19 protein-coding genes are annotated in these 16877 nt (G+C 71.7%); 6 read left to right on the top strand and 13 right to left on the bottom strand.

Going from position 1 to position 16877, the window contains the following annotated elements:
* Positions 1–25 precede the first annotated feature (25 nt).
* Entirely contained in the window at positions 26–277 is a 252-nt protein-coding gene (locus tag QRT05_RS05410) for an exodeoxyribonuclease VII small subunit (RefSeq protein WP_289445921.1), read from the top strand.
* Positions 278–332: 55 nt separating this feature from the next.
* Here the strand turns inward: QRT05_RS05410 and QRT05_RS05405 are convergent, their stop codons facing one another.
* From QRT05_RS05405 to QRT05_RS05390, 4 genes are read right to left on the bottom strand one after another with little or no spacing between them, the layout of a single operon-like run.
* Entirely contained in the window at positions 333–1592 is a 1260-nt protein-coding gene (locus QRT05_RS05405) for an ABC transporter ATP-binding protein (RefSeq protein WP_289445920.1), read from the bottom strand.
* A 19-nt stretch (positions 1593–1611) separates the two neighbouring features.
* Positions 1612–2445, bottom strand: coding sequence for a carbohydrate ABC transporter permease (locus QRT05_RS05400; protein WP_407650312.1), 834 nt, complete (start codon positions 2443–2445; stop codon positions 1612–1614).
* Positions 2446–2453: 8 nt separating this feature from the next.
* Positions 2454–3422 (bottom strand): carbohydrate ABC transporter permease, encoded by a 969-nt coding sequence (locus QRT05_RS05395; RefSeq protein ID WP_289445918.1) that lies wholly within the window; start codon positions 3420–3422, stop codon positions 2454–2456.
* Positions 3419–4714 (bottom strand): extracellular solute-binding protein, encoded by a 1296-nt coding sequence (locus tag QRT05_RS05390; RefSeq protein ID WP_289445917.1) that lies wholly within the window; start codon positions 4712–4714, stop codon positions 3419–3421. The genes QRT05_RS05395 and QRT05_RS05390 overlap by 4 nt, the downstream gene beginning before the upstream one ends.
* A gap of 137 nt (positions 4715–4851) precedes the next feature.
* Between QRT05_RS05390 and QRT05_RS05385 the strand changes: the two genes are divergently transcribed.
* Positions 4852–5478 carry a carbonic anhydrase gene (locus QRT05_RS05385; protein ID WP_289445916.1) on the top strand — a complete coding sequence of 209 codons (627 nt, stop codon included), beginning with the start codon at positions 4852–4854 and terminating at the stop codon, positions 5476–5478.
* 40 nt (positions 5479–5518) lie between these two features.
* On the opposite strand, the gene QRT05_RS05380 is transcribed toward QRT05_RS05385, so the two are convergent.
* Entirely contained in the window at positions 5519–5842 is a 324-nt protein-coding gene (locus QRT05_RS05380) for a DUF2087 domain-containing protein (protein ID WP_289445915.1), read from the bottom strand.
* A 126-nt stretch (positions 5843–5968) separates the two neighbouring features.
* On the opposite strand from QRT05_RS05380, the gene QRT05_RS05375 reads away from it, so the two are divergent.
* Positions 5969–7387: a class II fumarate hydratase gene (locus QRT05_RS05375; RefSeq protein WP_289445914.1), complete on the top strand. Its 1419-nt coding sequence runs from the start codon at positions 5969–5971 to the stop codon at positions 7385–7387.
* Positions 7388–7501: 114 nt separating this feature from the next.
* Here QRT05_RS05375 and QRT05_RS05370 read toward each other — a convergent pair whose 3' ends face one another.
* The 5 genes from QRT05_RS05370 to QRT05_RS05350 all read right to left on the bottom strand — a co-directional run bounded on the left by QRT05_RS05370 (position 7502) and on the right by QRT05_RS05350 (position 12712).
* Complete coding sequence (locus QRT05_RS05370; protein ID WP_289445913.1) at positions 7502–9109, bottom strand: DHA2 family efflux MFS transporter permease subunit; 1608 nt, start codon at positions 9107–9109, stop codon at positions 7502–7504.
* Complete coding sequence (locus QRT05_RS05365) at positions 9106–9750, bottom strand: PadR family transcriptional regulator (RefSeq protein ID WP_289445912.1); 645 nt, start codon at positions 9748–9750, stop codon at positions 9106–9108. Before QRT05_RS05365 ends, QRT05_RS05370 begins: the two co-directional genes overlap by 4 nt.
* 167 nt (positions 9751–9917) lie before the next feature.
* On the bottom strand, positions 9918–10193 hold the full coding sequence (locus QRT05_RS05360) for a TM2 domain-containing protein (RefSeq protein ID WP_289445911.1): 276 nt from the start codon (positions 10191–10193) through the stop codon (positions 9918–9920).
* Between the two features lie 96 nt (positions 10194–10289).
* Positions 10290–11663, bottom strand: coding sequence for a PhoH family protein (locus QRT05_RS05355; RefSeq protein WP_289445910.1), 1374 nt, complete (start codon positions 11661–11663; stop codon positions 10290–10292).
* A gap of 287 nt (positions 11664–11950) precedes the next feature.
* Positions 11951–12712: an isoprenyl transferase gene (locus QRT05_RS05350; RefSeq protein WP_289445909.1), complete on the bottom strand. Its 762-nt coding sequence runs from the start codon at positions 12710–12712 to the stop codon at positions 11951–11953.
* A gap of 138 nt (positions 12713–12850) precedes the next feature.
* On the opposite strand from QRT05_RS05350, the gene trhA reads away from it, so the two are divergent.
* Entirely contained in the window at positions 12851–13555 is a 705-nt protein-coding gene (gene trhA, locus QRT05_RS05345; RefSeq protein WP_289445908.1) for a PAQR family membrane homeostasis protein TrhA, read from the top strand.
* 19 nt (positions 13556–13574) lie between these two features.
* Here trhA and QRT05_RS05340 read toward each other — a convergent pair whose 3' ends face one another.
* From QRT05_RS05340 to mca, 3 genes are read right to left on the bottom strand one after another with little or no spacing between them, the layout of a single operon-like run.
* Positions 13575–14399 (bottom strand): carbon-nitrogen hydrolase family protein, encoded by an 825-nt coding sequence (locus QRT05_RS05340; RefSeq protein WP_289445907.1) that lies wholly within the window; start codon positions 14397–14399, stop codon positions 13575–13577.
* The gene (locus QRT05_RS05335) at positions 14396–14680 is read right to left on the bottom strand and encodes a hypothetical protein (RefSeq protein WP_289445906.1); all 285 of its coding nucleotides are present in this window, start codon (positions 14678–14680) and stop codon (positions 14396–14398) included. The genes QRT05_RS05340 and QRT05_RS05335 overlap by 4 nt, the downstream gene beginning before the upstream one ends.
* A complete protein-coding gene (gene mca, locus QRT05_RS05330) occupies positions 14680–15534 on the bottom strand; it encodes a mycothiol conjugate amidase Mca (RefSeq protein WP_407650311.1) in 855 nt (284 codons plus the stop codon). The genes QRT05_RS05335 and mca overlap by 1 nt, the downstream gene beginning before the upstream one ends.
* Before the next feature lie 147 nt (positions 15535–15681).
* On the opposite strand from mca, the gene QRT05_RS05325 reads away from it, so the two are divergent.
* Together QRT05_RS05325 and greA are read left to right on the top strand one after the other, a co-directional pair.
* Positions 15682–16080 (top strand): DUF4307 domain-containing protein, encoded by a 399-nt coding sequence (locus QRT05_RS05325; protein ID WP_289445904.1) that lies wholly within the window; start codon positions 15682–15684, stop codon positions 16078–16080.
* 253 nt (positions 16081–16333) lie between these two features.
* Positions 16334–16822 carry a transcription elongation factor GreA gene (gene greA, locus QRT05_RS05320; protein ID WP_289445903.1) on the top strand — a complete coding sequence of 163 codons (489 nt, stop codon included), beginning with the start codon at positions 16334–16336 and terminating at the stop codon, positions 16820–16822.
* Positions 16823–16877 lie beyond the last annotated feature (55 nt).

Genomic DNA, 16877 nt, shown 5'->3' with positions numbered 1-16877 from the left:
GGGCGCGGGCTGGTTGGATGGGCGGATGCCGAAGCAGCCGACGCCCGCCGCCGACCCCAACGCCGACGTGGCGGAGCTCAGCTACGAGCAGGCGCGTGACGAGCTCGTGCAGGTGGTGGCCCGGCTGGAGGCGGGGTCGGAGAGTCTCGAGGGCTCGCTGGCGCTCTGGGAGCGCGGCGAGGCACTCGCTGCCCGGTGCCAGCAGTGGCTGGACGGCGCCCGCGAACGTCTCGCCGCCGTGCGCGAGCCCGCGGCACCCTCGTCGGGCGACGAGTGACGGCGACTGGACCCGGCCGGGTCGGGCGACCGACCGGTCCGGCAGACCGCCGCGATCAGCTCGCCCGGGCCTTCTCCCGCGCCTGAGCCCGCTCGAGCGAGGCCTTGCGGTCCTTCTCGTTCTGCTGGTCGATCTCCGTGACCGCGGCCTCGTCGTACGTCAGGTTCTCGCCGCTCTCCGGGTCGAACAGCATCATCTTGGCCGGGTCGAACCACAGGGTCGCGTCGTCGCCGTCGCGCACGCGGCTCTCGGAGTCCAGGGCGACGACCAGCTGGGTGCGCATGCCCTCCCCGTCGAGGTCCCGGTCGAGCTCCTCGAGCTTGCCGGCCACGTCGGGGTTGGTGTCGAACGGCACGTAGGCGTACAGGTCGGATCCGAGCCACTCGGTGACGTCCACCGACGCGTCGAACGTGACGCCCTCCGCCGAGCGGCGGTCGTCCGTGAGCGACGCGTCCTCGAAGTGCTCCGGGCGCAGCCCCACGATGAGCAGCTTGCGGTCACCGATCCGCTGCGTGAGCGCGTCGTCGAGCGGCACGTCCACGAACGGCAGGCGCAGCACGCCGTCGGTGACCTCCCCGGGCAGGAAGTTCATGGGCGGTGAGCCGATGAAGCCCGCCACGAACAGGTTGACCGGGTGCTCGTAGAGCCCGCGCGGCGAGGCGACCTGCTGGAGCTCGCCCTTGCGCAGCACGGCCACCCGGTCGCCCAGGGTCATCGCCTCGGTCTGGTCGTGCGTGACGTAGACGGTGGTGGTGCCGAGCCGGCGCTGCATGCGCGCGATCTCGGTGCGCATCTGGCCGCGCAGCTTCGCGTCCAGGTTGGACAGAGGCTCGTCGAACAGGAAGGCCTGCGCCTCGCGCACGATCGCGCGCCCCATCGCGACGCGCTGGCGCTGGCCACCCGAGAGGTTGGCGGGCTTGCGCTGGAGGTGGTCCTGGAGCTCGAGGGTCTTGGCGGCGAACTCCACCTTCTCCTTGATCTGCGCCTCGGTGAACTGGCCCTTCTGCAACCGCAGGGGGAAGGCGATGTTCTCGAACACAGTCAGGTGCGGGTAGAGGGCGTAGTTCTGGAACACCATGGCGAGGTGCCGGTCGCGCGGCGCGCGGTCGTTCACGCGCTCTCCCCCGATCGACAGGTCTCCGTCGGTGATGTCCTCGAGGCCGACGATCATGCGCAGCAGCGTCGACTTCCCGCAGCCTGACGGCCCGACGAGGATGACGAACTCGCCGTCGGCGATGTCGAGGCTCACGCCCTTCACGGCGAGGTAGCCGTCGCCGTACTCCTTGACGATGTCCTTGAGGGTGATGGCGGCCATCGGTTCACTCCTTCTGGGCTCAGCCCTTGACGGCGCCCTGGGTCAGGCCGGACACGATCTGGCGTTGGAACAGCATCACGAGGATGACGACGGGGATGGTGACCACCACCGCGGCGGCGGAGATGGCACCGGTGGGCTCCTCGAACTGCGAGGCGCCCGTGAAGAACGCGAGGGCTGCCGGCACGGGCCGCGCCGCAGACGTCGAGGTCAGCGAGATCCCGTAGACGAAGTCGTTCCACGCGATGAAGAACGCGATCAGGGCAGTGGTGAACACGCCCGGCGCCGCGAGGGGGACGATCACCTTGCGGAACGCCTGCCACGACGTGGCGCCGTCCACCTGCGCGGCCTGCTCGAGCTCCCAGGGGATCTGCCGGAAGAACGCGGCCAGCGTCCAGATCGAGATCGGCAGCGTGAGCGACAGGTACGGGATGATCAGGCCGAGCCAGGTGTCGTAGAGGCCGATGTTGCGCCACAGGTTGAACAGCGGCGTCACGAGCGAGACCACGGGGAAGATCGAGACGCCCAGCGCGGCCGTGAGGATCAGCCGCTTGCCGCGGAAGTCGAGCCGCGCGATGGCGTAGGCCGCGAGCGTCGCGAGCACCACGGCGATGAACGTGGCGATCAGCGAGATGCCGATCGAGTTGCGCAGCGACGGCAGGAACAGGTCCTTGGCCGAGCCGGTGAGGATCTCCTCGTAGTTCGTCGTCGTCCACGTCTTCGGCAGGAAGGTGCCGAGGTTCAGCTGGCTCGGCAGCTTGAACGACGTCGCGACGATCGACGCCACCGGGAACAGGGCGTAGATCAGCACGAGCACCGTGATGACGGCCCAACCCACCTTGAGCCGCGTCGACATGGTCCGCATCAGCTCTCCCCCCTCGCGCCGGCCAGATCGACCTTGAAGAGCTTGATCGCGATGAAGCAGATGAGGATGACGCAGAGGAACAGGATCACGGAGATGGCCGACCCGAGGCCGATCTCGAGCCGTCCGATCGACGTCCGGTACGCCAGCAGCGAGAGCACCGTGGTGTCGTTGGCGCCGTTGGTCATGATGAACACGTTGTCGAAGATGCGGAACGCGTCGAGGGCGCGGAACAGGACCGCGACCATGATGGCCGCCTTCATGTTCGGCAGCACCACCCGCGTCAGCCGCTGCCACCAGGTGGCGCCGTCCACCTCGGCGGCCTCCTCGAGCTCGCTGGGCACCTGCGCGAGGCCGGCCAGCAGCAGCAGCGAGATGAACGGCGTCGTCTTCCAGATCTCCGAGGCGATGATGACGAACAGGCTGGTGCCCTGCTGGGCGAACCAGTTCAGATCGGTGCTGATGCCGGGCACCCAGCCGAACCAGTGGTTGACGAAGCCCGAGTTGATGTCGAACGCGTAGAACCACGCGAAGGCCGAGACGACGGTGATGATGCCGTACGGGACCAGGATCGCCGTGCGCAGCAGCCCCCGGAGCTGGGTGATCGCCCGGTGCATGACGAGGGCGAGAGCGAAGCCCAGCACCAGCTCGACGATCACCGAGACCACCATGATCACCACGGTGACGAGCAGCGCCTGCAGGAACACCGGGTCGGTGATGACCTCGATGTAGTTGCGCAGCCCGATGAACGCCTTGTCGTCCGGCGCGGTGAGCCGGTAGCTGAAGAGCGAGTCGTAGCACGCCTGCAAGATCGGGTAGACCGTCACCAGCAGCATCACGACGAACGCGGGGCCCGCGAGCATCCAGCCGAGCCGCGCCTCCGCCTTGGCGCGGTCGCTGCGCACCGGCTTCTTCTTGCGCGGCTTCACCGCCTCCTCGACGGTCCGGGGCGTAGCAACCTCCGCGGTCATAGCAGCTGCTCCCCTCGCAGGACGGCCGTGATGAAGTCGGTCGACTTCTTCGGTGTCGTCGCCGGGTCGACGGAAGCCGGCGGGTGCCACGTCTCCTGCAGGCCGAGCGACACCTCGTTGTAGTACGGGGTCTGCGGCCGCGGCGCGGCGTTCTCGAGCGACTCCCGGATGACGTCAGCCATCGGGAACGCCTTCTTGACCTCGGCGTCCTCGTAGGACTTCGTGTTCGACGGCGGGTTGCCGTTGGTGGCGAAGTAGTAGGCCTGGTTCTCCGGCGTGACGATGCACTCCGTCGCCTTGAACGCCTCGTCGACGTGGCTGCTGAACGCGCCCACGCCCAGGTTGATGCCGCCGTAGGGGGGACGAGACTTCTCGCCCTCCTTCATGCCCGGGTAGAGCGCCCAGCCGATGTCGTCGACGAGCGACTGGTCGAGCGTCCCGTCCTTCACGGCCGCGTTGGTGGCCGACCAGACGAACGGCCAGTTGACCATGAACGAGCCCTTGTCCCCCTGGAACAAGGTGAGCGAGGCGTTCTCGTCCGCGGTCGGCAGCCCGGGGCCGCCCAGTCCCTGCTTCCCGATGGAGCTCATGACCTCCGCGGCGGCCTTGCCCGCGTCCGTCTCGAGGCCCAGCTTCAGCTCGTCGGCGGGCGCCTCGGGGTTGGTCAGCACGTGTCCGCCGGCCGACTCGACGAGGGCGTTGATCCAGACGGTGAGCGACTCGGCCTTGGTGCCCTGCACCGCCAGCAGCTTGTCCTGCTCCTTGGCCACGTCGATGAGCTGCTTCCAGGTGACCGGCTCCTTGGCGGGATCGAGCCCCGCCTTCTCCGCCACCGACTTGCGGTACCAGAGCAGCTGGGTGTTCGCCCAGAACGGCACGGCGACGAGCTTGTCCTTCCACGTCGCGCCGGCGAGCGCGCCCTGGACGACGTCCTTGCTGACCTTGGTGGCGACGTCCTCGGGGATCGGCGCGAGGAAGCCGGGTTCGGCCAGCTCGGGGATGAACGGCGGGTCGAGGCTCATGATGTCGATCGACGAGTCCTTGGCGGCCAGCCGTCGGGCGAGCTGCTCGCGCTGCGCGCTCGCGTCGCGCGGGAGCACCGACGTGGTGATGCGGTACGCCCCGTCGGCGGCCTCGGTGCAGCGCTTCGCGATCTCGGCCTGGCCACCGTCGTCGGGGTTGATGTACCAGGTGAGGGTCGGCGGGCCGCCTTCGTCGCTGCTGCATGCAGCGAGCGGGAGCACGAGGCCGGCCAGGGCGGCCAGGGCCACAGCCCGGGTGCGTCGTCGCACGTGTCCCTCCAGTGGGCTCGAGGAGTCGCTGCCTGGAATTAGGACTACACCGGCGGGTGAAGTGGTGCCACCCGAACGGGCGAGGCGTCGATGGACACCGGCCTGCCACATGCGGCATTCCCTGCCAGGATGGCGCCGTGCCACGTGAGCTGACTCCTGCCGAAGCCTGGGCCGCCCTCCGCGAGGGCAACGAACGATTCGTGCGCGGGGAGATGGAGCACCCCTCGCAGAGCATCGAGAGACGCGCGGAGCTGTCCGCCGAGCAGCACCCGTTCGCCGTCCTGTTCGGGTGCTCCGACTCCCGCGTCGCCGCCGAGATCATCTTCGACCAGGGCCTGGGCGACCTGTTCGTCGTCCGGACCGCCGGCCACGTGCTCGACACGACCGTGATCGGCTCGATCGAGTACGGCGTGTCCGTGCTGGGTGCGCCGCTCGTGGTGGTCCTCGGCCACGACTCGTGCGGCGCCGTCGCGGCGGCCACCGCCGCGCTCACCGACGGCGACATCCCGCCCGGCTTCGTGCGCGCCGTGGTGGACCGCGTCATCCCGAGCATCGTCAGCCTCGTCGGCAACGGCCAGGACATCTCCAGCGTCGAGGCGTCCGCGCTGGGTCACGAGCACGTCCGCCACACGGTCCAGATGCTGCAGGGCTACTCGGTCTCGCTGGCCGAGGCGGTCGCCGAGGGGCGGTGCGCGATCGTCGGCCTCGAGTACACGCTGTCCGACGGCAAGGTCCAGGTGGCGGAGGTCGTCGGCTCGATCTGAGCCGTCCCGGGCGCGGGACCCGCGCCGCGGCTGGGTCACCCTAGGGGAACCACGGCTCGGCCGGCCGCTCGCGGGCGCCCGGCTCGTCGTCGTGCGGCGTCACCCGCTCGCGCCAGTACACCGAGCCGTCGCCGCGCCGCCCCAGCAGGCCGGCCTCGACGAGGTCGCGCCGCACGCGCACCGGGTCGTCGGCCACCTCCGCGACGCGTGCGGTGACCTCGCGCTCGTCCGCCCACTCCCCCGGAGCCAGCACCCGGGCGGCGATGTGGTCGAGCACGGCATCGCGGTCGGCGACGCGACGCGGCGTGCGCTCGAGCCGCCCGCGCGCGAGGAACCGCTCGGCCCTGCAGCGCTCGTCGTCCACGGCCTCATCGTGCCGCGATCGTGCCGCGGCGGCAGCCGGGATGCGACGTGCACGGGTCCGCGGCGGCAGCCGGGATGCGACGTGCACGGGTCCGTGGCGCCCCGGGCGGTGCGGCAGGATGGGGGCATGACTTCTGCAGCCACCGACGACGGGGTCGAGTACCGGATCGAGCACGACACCATGGGCGAGGTCCGGGTCCCCGCCTCCGCCCTGTACCGCGCGCAGACGCAGCGCGCGGTCGAGAACTTCCCCATCTCGGGCACCCGCCTCGAGCGCGGGCACATCGAGGCGCTCGCCCGCATCAAGAAGGCGGCGGCGCGGGCCAACGCCGAGCTCGGCGTCCTCGACGCCGCGATCGCCGACGCGATCGTCGCCGCGGCCGACGAGGTCGCCTCCGGCGCGCACGACGAGCACTTCCCGGTCGACATCTACCAGACCGGCTCGGGCACCTCCTCGAACATGAACACCAACGAGGTCCTGGCGACGCTCGCGACGCGCGGGCTCGGCAGCCCGGTGCACCCCAACGACCACGTGAACGCCTCGCAGTCGTCGAACGACGTGTTCCCCACGTCGGTGCACGTCGCGGCGACCGCCGGCGTGGTGCGCGACCTGATCCCCGCGCTCACGCACCTGGCCGACGCGCTGCAGGCCAAGGCCGACGCCTGGTCGACGGTGGTCAAGTCGGGCCGCACCCACCTCATGGACGCGACCCCCGTCACCCTCGGGCAGGAGTTCGGCGGGTACGCGGCGGCGGTGCGCTACGGCATCGAGCGGCTGCAGTCGGCCCTGCCCCGCGCGGCCGAGGTGCCGCTGGGAGGCACGGCCGTCGGCACGGGCATCAACACCCCGGCCGGCTTCCCCCAGCGCGTGATCGAGCTGCTCCGCGAGGACACGGGCCTGCCCCTGACCGAGGCGCGCGACCACTTCGAGGCGCAGTCCTCCCGCGACGGGCTGGTCGAGCTGTCCGGGGCGCTGCGCACCATCGCGGTGAGCCTGACCAAGATCTGCAACGACCTGCGATGGATGGGGTCCGGCCCCAACACGGGCCTCGGCGAGCTGTCGATCCCCGACCTGCAGCCCGGGTCGTCGATCATGCCGGGCAAGGTCAACCCCGTGATCCCCGAGGCCGTGCTCATGGTCGCGGCGCGCGTGGTGGGCAACGACGCGACCGTGGCCTGGGCCGGCGCGTCCGGCTCGTTCGAGCTCAACGTGCAGATCCCCGTGATCGCCGCGGGCGTGCTGGAGTCGATCCGCCTGCTGGCCAACGCCTCGCGCCTGCTCGCCGACAAGACCGTCGACGGCCTGGTGGCCAACGAGGAGCGGGCGCGCGCCTTCGCCGAGTCCTCGCCGTCGATCGTCACGCCGCTCAACCGCGTCATCGGCTACGAGGCTGCCGCCAAGATCGCCAAGCACGCCGTGAAGGCGGGCATCACCGTGCGGCAGGCGGTCATCGACCTCGGGTACGTGGAGCGCGGCGAGGTCACCACCGACCAGCTCGACGCCGCCCTGGACGTGCTGAGCATGACCCGGCCGCCCCAGGGCTGAGCCGCACCGTCGAGAGACGCCCCGGGCCCGGGACCCCGCTCACGCGGGGCTCCGGGCCCGTGGCATGCGGCGCCGGTGAGCGCAGTCAGCGCGCCTGAGCCGGAGGCGCCGACGTCAGTGCGCTACCGCGGCAGCAGCGACCTCACCCTTCGGCGGTGCGCCGTGCGGCTGGGGACGGGTCGCCCTCATGGCCAGGCTCGCGGCGAGCCCGAGCGCGAGCGTCGCCACCGTGAGCCACAGCGTCTGGCTGACGGCCGTGGCGAAGCCCGAGTGCACCGCGTCCAGCAGCACGGGGTTGGTGATGGAGCCGCCACCGGTGCTGAGGGAGCCGACGTCGGCCTGGGCGAGCCCGTCGAGGAGCTTCTGGCGCTCCCCCGCCGGGATCTGTGCCGCAGCGTCCTTCACGGCATCCGGGATCGCGACCGACAGGCGCGAGGTCAGGAGCGCCACGACCGCAGCCGAGCCGATGACGCCGCCGATCTGGCGGTTGGTGTTGAACGCGCCCGCGCCGGCTCCGGCGGTGCGGTGGTCGAGCCCGGCGGTCGCCGTGCTGGCCAGCGGGGAGAACAGGAAGCCGGTGCCGATGCCGAAGAACGTCATGGGCAGCACCAGGGTCCACACGGGCGCGTCCGGCCCGATCGCGAACGAGAGCCACGCCACGACCACCACGAGGATGGCGAACCCGGTCGCCACGATCCACTTGGCGGGGAACCGGTCGGACAGCCGGCCTGCGAACGGCGCGACGATGCCGGACAGCAGCGAGCCCGGCAGGCCGACGAGCGCCGCGTGCAGGGCCGACAGGCCCAGGACCGACTGCAGGAAGATGGTGAACGGGAAGAACAGCCCGGTCATCGCGAACGTGACCGCCCAGCCGGCGACGTTGGCGAGCGAGAAGTTGCGCACGTGGAACAGGCGCAGCGGCATCAGCGCGTCCTCGCCGAGGTGGCGCTGCCACAGGACGAAGCCGACGAGCACCGCCACTCCCGCGCCGACGATCATCCAGATGGTGATCGGGCCGGTGACCGTGCCCCAGTCGTACTTCTCGCCCTCCTGCAGGCCGAAGACCAGCAGGAACATGCCCACGATCGACAGCAGCATGCCGACGACGTCGAACGACCGCGCGGCCGTCGGCAGGGTCGGGAGCTTGGTGAACGAGAGCCACAGGGCGACGATGCCGATCGGGATGTTGACGAAGAAGATCCACTCCCAGCCCCAGGACTCCACGAGCGCCCCGCCGAGCACCGGGCCGGCGATCGTGGCGACGCCCGCGGTGGCGCCCCAGACGCCCATGGCGGCACCGCGCTTCGCGGCCGGGAACACGCGCGTGATCATCGACATCGTCTGCGGGGTCATGAGCGCGGCGCCGATGCCCTGCAGGGCGCGTGCGCCGATCAGGACGCCGATGTTGGGCGCAAGGCCGCACGCGAGCGAGGTGAGCGTGAAGACCACGAGCCCCGCGATGAACATCGGCCGCGGTCCGAACCGGTCACCCAGGCGCCCGGTCACGAGCAGGAGCACGGCGAACGTGAGCAGGTAGGCGCTGTTCACCCAGCCCACGGCGACCAGGTCGGCATCCAGCTCGGTGGACAGCGTCGGGATCGCGATGTTCACGATCGTGGTGTCGACCATGATCATGAAGAAGCCGAGGCAGAGGGGCGGGATGATGCTCCACGGGCTGCGGCCGTGGAGATCGACGAGCGGTGAGCGCTGGTCGGTGGTCATGGGACGTCCTTCGTGTCTGTGGGGCTGGAGAGGAAGCCCGCCGCGCGTGCGCGGGCCTTGTAGTCGGAGGGGAACGGGGCGCTCCAGTCGAGCGCGTCGGGGTCGAGCTCGGCGATCGTCGAGTCGAGCCAGGCGACCTCGGCGACGAGCAGCGCGATGTCGCGCTCGACGTCGAGGGCGTAGCGGCGGGGCAGCCCGTGGCTGAGCGCCTCGGTGTGGCGGGCCTGCAGCGCCGCGCGACGAGCGTCCTCGCGCTCCCTCCTGCGGCGCAGCTCCTGGACGACGGTGGCCGCCGGGAGCTCGTGCGCCTCGGCCAGCCCCACGGCGAACAGCGGGTAGGCGGGGTGGTCGTCGCCGAGCAGGCTGCGCAGCCGCACCGCGAACGCCTCCCGGCCCGCGCCGGTCAGCCGGTACGTCGTCCGTTCGGGCCGGCGTCCCTCCCGCTCCGTGCCGACCACCTCGACGAGACCGTCACGCTCCAGACGCTCGACGCCGTGGTAGACCGCGCCGGGGTTGACCCGGACCAGGCGGTTGTCGCCCCGCTCCACGAGCGCCTGGTAGGCCTGGTACGGGTGCATGGGCTGCTCGTGCAGGAGGCCGAGGACGAGCACCGCCACCGCTGAGAGGTCCCCCGCCGCCATGGGCACATCCTTCCCCCGCCCACCGACACGACGTCCCGGGGCTATTCCGACTGGAATATTGCACCGGGAGGAGCTCGATGGTCAAGGCGTGACGAGGTGACGGTCGACACGACGAAGGGGCGCCCACCGCGAACGGTGTGCGCCCCTTTCCGGTCCTCGGGGAGGACTCAGGTCCACTGCTTGAGGTAGCGGCCTTCCTTGTCCTTGAAGCTGCCGACGATCAGCACCACGAAGTCGATGAGCGTCCAGAGGCCGAGGCCGCCCAGCGTGAGGATCATCAGGACGCCGGTGCCGATCTTGCCGACGTAGAAGCGGTGGACGCCAATGACGCCCAGGAAGAAGCAGAGCAGGACGGCGGGCAGCAGCAGGCGGGGACTGACCTCGCCGGCGGACCAGGGCTGCGCCTCGGGAGCGGACTGCGGGACCGGGTCGGGGTAGCTCATGGCAGGTCCTCCAGACGGGTGCGCGGGGCCGGCGGCTCCGATGACGCGCGCCGAGACTAGCGGGTGGCCCCGGCGCGCGTCAGCCGATTCGTCGGATCAGGCCTCGATGCCCTCGAAGAGCTCAGTGACCAGCGCGGCCACCGGCGACCGCTCCGAGCGCGTGAGCGTGACGTGCCCGAACAGCGGGTGCCCCTTGAGCGCCTCGATCACGGCGGCGATGCCGTCGTGCCGCCCGACGCGCAGGTTGTCCCGCTGCGCCACGTCGTGCGTCAGGACCACGCGCGAGGACTGGCCGATGCGGGACAGCACGGTGAGCAGCACGTTCCGCTCGAGCGACTGCGCCTCGTCCACGATCACGTACGCGTCGTGCAACGACCGGCCGCGGATGTGCGTGAGCGGGAGCACCTCGAGGATGTCGCGGTCGAGCACCTCCTCGACCACCTCCTTGCTCACCAGCGCGCCCAGCGTGTCGAACACGGCCTGGGCCCACGGGTTCATCTTCTCGGCCTCGCTGCCGGGCAGGTACCCCAGGTCCTGGCCGCCCACCGCGTAGAGCGGCCGGAAGACCATGACCTTGCGGTGCTGGCGACGCTCGAGCACGGCCTCCAGCCCCGCGCACAGCGCGAGTGCGGACTTGCCCGTGCCCGCACGCCCGCCGAGCGACACGATGCCGATCTCCTCGTCGAGCAGCATGTCGATCGCGATGCGCTGCTCCGCGGACCGCCCGTGCACGCCGAAGACGTCCTGGTCGCCGCGCACCAGCTGCACGTGCTTGTCGGCCGTGACGCGCCCGAGCGCGGAGCCACGCGGGCTGTGCAGCACCAGGCCGGTGTGGCACGGCAGGTCCTGCGGGCTCGTCGTGCCGAAGCTCGCGCTCGCGGCGCCCACGACGTCCGCGAGCGCCACCGACTCGTTCTCCCACAGCTCCGCCATCTGCTGCTCGGACAGGTCGAGCGCGTCCATGCCGGTCCAGCCCGAGTCGACGGCCAGCTCCGCGCGGTACTCCTCGGCCCGCAGCCCGAGCGCCGACGCCTTGACACGCATCGGCAGGTCCTTGGAGACGACGGTGACGTCGAGCCCCTCCGCGGCGAGGTTGGCGGCGACCGCCAGGATGCGCGTGTCGTTGTCGCCGAGCCGGAAGCCCGCCGGGAGCACGCTCAGGTCGCTGTGGTTGAGCTCGACGCGCAGCGAGCCGCCCTCCTCGGTGAGCGGGATCGGTGCGTCGAGACGCCCGTGCTTGAGCCGCAGGTCGTCCAGCATGCGCAGGGCCGAGCGGGCGAAGTAGCCGAGCTCCGCGTGGTGCCGCTTGGCCTCGAGCTCCGTGATCACCACCACCGGCAGGACCACGTCGTGCTCCGCGAACCGCCCGATGGCCTTCGGGTCGGACAGCAGGACCGATGTATCGAGCACGTGCGTCCGGCGACCCTCGCCGACGGCGACCTCGACGTGCTGCGTTGCGCTGCTGACCACGGCCTGCTCCCTCCGGCGCTACGTGCGCCGCAGAAGGCGCCTGGCGCCGGCGGCCCGCCTCAGCGGGTCCACGTGCCGGCGATCGGCGACGGGGTGGGGGCGACCAGGCCCACTCGAGGAGGGCCGGGGTCGACCCTCCTCCCGGAGCAGCTGCTCCATGGGCAAGGCCTCCCGGGAACGACGGGGTGTCGTCCTCTCCCCGGAAACTAACCCCGCCGACCCCCGTGTCCAGCGCGACACGCGAACGCGACACACGCTGTTCACCTGGCCGGCGCGCGCCCGAGCGGTCAGCGGCCGAGACGCCGCTCGCGAGCCGCGTAGGAGCGCATCGCACGCAGGAAGTCGACCCGGCGGAAGTCGGGCCAGTACGCCTCGCAGAAGTAGTACTCCGAGTGGGCGCTCTGCCACAGCAGGAACCCGCCCAGCCGCTGCTCCCCCGACGTGCGGATCACCAGGTCGGGGTCCGGCTGCCCTTTGGTGTACAGGTGCTCGGCGATGTGCTCGACGTCGAACGACTCGGCGAGCTCGTCGAGGCTCTCGCCCGCCGCGGCGCCGGCGCGCAGGTACGCGCGGACGGCATCCGCGATCTCTCGTCGACCTCCGTAGCCCACCGCGACGTTCACGTGCACGCCGCGCACCCCCGCGGTCGCCTCCTGGGCGGCCACGAGCGCCTTGGCCGTGCGGTCGGGGAGCATGTCGAGCGCGCCGACGGCCTGCAGGCGCCACCGCCCGGTGGACGCGAGCTCCCCCACGACGTCCTCGATGATCTCCAGGAGCGGCTCGAGCTCGTCCGAGGCCCGCTCGAGGTTGTCGGTCGACAGCATCCACAGCGTCACGACCTCGACGCCGATGTCGTCGCTCCACTCGAGCAGGTCGCTGATCCGGTCGGCGCCCGCGCGGTGCCCGTGCGCCGTGGACTCGCCGAGGCTGCGCGCCCACCGGCGGTTGCCATCGACGATCACGCCGATGTGCCGGGGCAGACGGTCGGCCGGAAGCGAGGCGGCCAGACGCCGCTCGTAGAGTCGGTACACGGGGTGCGGCAGCCGCACGCGACCTCCTGGGACCTACCGGCGGACGGGACGCGCTCACGTTACTAGCGTGGGGGCCGACATGGTTCGACACCCGTACCTACGGTGCCGTAACCTACGGGATCGTAGGTTGCCCTCCCGACGAATCGAGACCGGCCGATGAGCACGACCGCAGCACCCGACGGGTCCGCCGCCGAGCAGGCGGGCCCCGTCGAGAAGGTGGTCGACGCGGTCAAGCCGCACCTGCGCGGCTGGATCCACGCGGGCGTCGCGCCGCTCGTGCTCGTCGCCTCGATCGTGCTGGTGGTCCGGTCGCCGACCCCCGCCGCGAAGTGGTCCACCGCGGTCTTCGGGCTCTCGGCCGTGATGCTCTTCGGCACGTCGGCGATCTACCACCGCGGCCGCTGGTCGCCGCGCGTCTCCGCCATCCTGCGGCGGCTCGACCACACCAACATCTTCCTCATCATCGCGGGCACCTACACGCCGCTCGCCGTGCTGCTGCTCCCGGCCGCCACCGCCCGGACCCTGCTGATCATCGTGTGGTCCGGTGCACTCGTCGGGCTGCTCGCGCGGGTGTTCTGGCTCGGCGCCCCCCGCTGGGTGTACGTGCCCGTGTACGTCGCGCTCGGCTGGGTCGCCGTGGCGTTCCTGCCGCAGTTCTACCGCGCCGGGGGCGCGGCGATCATGTGGCTCGTGATCGCCGGCGGCCTCGCGTACACGCTCGGTGCCGTGGTGTACGGGCTCAAGCGCCCCAACCCGAGCCCGCGCTGGTTCGGGTTCCACGAGATCTTCCACGCGCTCACGGTGGTCGGGTTCACGTGCCACTACGTCGCCGTCTCGACGGCCGCGTACGCCGCTTCCTGAGAGGCGCGCGGCAAGCGCCTCAGCGCGGCGTGACCGTGAAGCGCCGGTTCGCCAGCGAGGGGTTGGTCGCCCGGACCTCCGCGAGCCGGGTCGCGTCGATGTCGACCGTGCGCACCGCGGGCACGTCGTCGAGCTCGAGGCCCACCACGCCGTCCGGGCCCACGACGAGCGACCGCCCGACGACGCCCCGGCCCGCCATCCCGACGGCCACCACGGCGCACGTGTTCTCGATCGCGCGCGCGACGGCCAGCGTGCGCCAGTGCATCGCCTTGAGCTCGCCGTCGGCCCACGCCGCGGGCACCACGAGCACCTCCGCCCCCGCGTCCACGAGCCTGCGCGCCGACTCCGGGAACCGCAGGTCGTAGCACGTCATGACGCCGAACCGCAGACCGGCGACGTCGAGCACGAGCGGCGGCGCGTCCACGGGTCCGGCCTCGAGCCGGTCGGACTCCCGGTGCCCGAAGGCGTCGTACAGGTGCACCTTGCGGTAGACGCCGACGAGCGCCCCGCCGCCGTCCACCGCGACGACGGCGTTCACCGCGCGGTCCTCCGAGCCGGGCAGCGTCACGCCGGCGATCACCGCGACGCCGGTCTCGCGCGCCTTGTCCTGCAGCAGGGAGACGAACGGCCCGTCGAGCGGCTCAGCGTGCCGCGGGCCGACACCGTGCGGCTCGAAGGCCGAGGCGTACTCCGGCAGCACGACGAGGTCGGAGCGCACGTGCGCCGCGGTACGCAGGACGTCGCCGACGACCTGCCGGTTGGCGGGACGGTCGGCGGACCCGAGCACCTGGCCCACCGTCACCCGGACGGAGGGCCGCTCGGGCGCCCCCGGACGCTCGTTCATCGGCCCGCGGGCGGCTCGTCGTCGGGGCGGCGGTCCCCGCGGGGGTCGGCCTCCTCCTGCGCGACCGGCGAGGCGTCGGGGTCGTCGTCCAGACCCTGCTGCTTGGCACGCCGGTCGACGACCCGCAGGTGCTTGGTGAGGGACAGGAACAGCAGCACGGCCGCGAGCGCCAGCAGGAACGTGAACACGAACCCGAGGAAGCCGGGCGAGCCGCCCTGCGACGTGGTGACGGCCACGCCCGAGGGGGACGGGTACGGCGACGGGGTGACGGCGAACAGCATCAGACGATCTCCCGGATCCCGGCGAACAGGTCGTCCTCGGGCAGCTCGGTGGGCACCCGCGAGTCCGCGAGCTCGTACTCCTCGGTGGACCACCGTGCCACCTCGACCTCGCGCGGCACCGCGAAGAAGAAGCCGTCCGGGTCGATCTGGGTGGCGTGGGCCCGCAGCGCGTCGTCGCGCTGGTCGAAGTAGTCGGCGACCTCGATGCGCGTGGTGACCTCGCGCTCGGGGACCTCCCTCGCCTGGCGCGAGTCGATCCACTCGCCGAAGGGCGACTCCCGTCCGGCCTCGATGATCGCCTCGTGCACCGCACGCATACGGCTCAGGGAGAAGCCGTGGTTGTAGTACAGCTTCAGCGGCGTCCACGGCTCGCCGCGGTCGCGGTAGCGCTCGGGGTCGCCGGCCGCGTGGTAGGCCTCGGCGGAGACCCGGTGGCACATGATGTGGTCCGGGTGCGGGTAGCCGCCCGACGGGTCGTACGTGGTGATGACGTGCGGGCGGAACTCGCGGACGAGCTCGACGAGCGGCGCGGACGCCTCCTCCAGGGGAAGCAGGCCGAAGCACCCCTCGGGCAGCGGCGGCAGCGGGTCCCCCTCGGGGAGCCCCGAGTCCACGAACCCCAGCCAGTGGTGGCGCACGCCCAGCGCAGCGGCGGCGGCCGCCATCTCCTTCTCGCGGACCGCGCGGATCACCTCGAGGCCGCCCTCGAGCGGCCCGTAGCTGGGGTTGAGCACGTCACCGCGCTCGCCACCCGTGCAGCTGACGACGAGCACGTCGACGCCCTCGGCCGCGTACCGGGCAGTGGTCGCCGCACCCTTGCTGGACTCGTCGTCCGGGTGGGCGTGCACGGCCATGAGACGTAGGCGCTCTCCGCTCACGAATGGCTCCCTCGGTCGTCGGCGCACAGCGTCAGGCGGACGTGTGCGGGGGTCTGTGGGTGGGGCGAGAGACAATGATCGCGCACGCGGAGCTCCCTCGTGCGCCGCTGCCCGGAGGATCTCGTGACCGACACCCCTGTCCGCCCGCCCGCGGGGCGCTACGGACCCGCGCGCCCGCGCCCCCGCGCCTGGCGGTTCGTGGGCTGGGGAGCGCTCGCGGTGGTGGTCGGTGCCGTGATCGTGTGGCTCGGCGGCGCGCAGCTGGAGGATCCCGTGCAGTGGAAGTCGGTCGGCTTCCATGTGACGGACAACTCGTCGACCGAGGTGACGTTCGACGTGACCAAGGACAAGGACGCCACCGCCACGTGCAAGGTCAGGGCGCTGTCGCAGTCGTTCGGCGAGGTGGGCGTCCGCTCGGTGGAGGTGGGTCCCGCGCAGACCGCGACCGTGCGCGTCACGGTGACCGTGCCGACCTCCGAGCTCGCGGTGAGCGGCGAGGCGCAGGACTGCACGCTCACCTGAGCGCGGCCCGCCCCGTACGCCGCTCGGGCGATCCCTGAGCCCGATCCGGGCCGCCTTGGTATCGTGGAGGTTTCGCACGCCGCCGTTGGGTCGCAGCAGCGCCCGGCATCAACGCCTCATGCGACCGACAGGAACGGCGCAGCACCCCGAGCCACCTCGCGGGTGCGGGCACGCCCTGACGGGTCGACCGCACCTGCGGACGTGCGCCCCGACGACCGGCCCCCGGCCGGCCAGACGCAAGAAAGGAGCGATCGTGACCGACACGACAGCAGCAGCCACGTGGCTGACGCAAGAGGCCTACGACCGACTCATCGCCGAGCTCGAGCACCTCAAGGGTGAGGGCCGCGCCGAGATCACCGGCCGCATCGCCGCCGCTCGCGACGAGGGTGACCTCAAGGAGAACGGCGGCTACCACGCGGCGCGTGAGGAGCAGGCCAAGCACGAGGCCCGCATCCGCGAGCTGGAGGCCAAGCTCCGCAACGTGCAGATCGGCACGCCGGCCGACGACGGTGTCGTCGAGCCCGGCATGGAGGTGACCGCAGTCGTCGCGGGGGACCAGATGGTCTTCCTGCTCGGCTCGCGCGAGATCGCCGGGTCCTCGGAGATCGACGTCTTCTCCCCCACCTCCCCGCTGGGCGCGGCCATCAACGGCCGCAGCGTGGGCGACAAGACGTCGTACGAGGCCCCCAACGGCCGCCAGATCCCGGTCGAGATCGTCGCCGCGAAGCCCTTCGCCGGCTGATTCCGCCGCAGCCGACGGCGCCCACCCCCTGGGGGCGGGCGCCGTCGCCGTCTCC

Source organism: Cellulomonas edaphi (assembly GCF_030362815.1).
Lineage (GTDB): Bacteria > Actinomycetota > Actinomycetes > Actinomycetales > Cellulomonadaceae > Cellulomonas > Cellulomonas edaphi.
The sequence above is the reverse complement of the archived record's forward strand: the minus strand, read 5'-3'. Positions and strand labels throughout refer to the sequence as shown.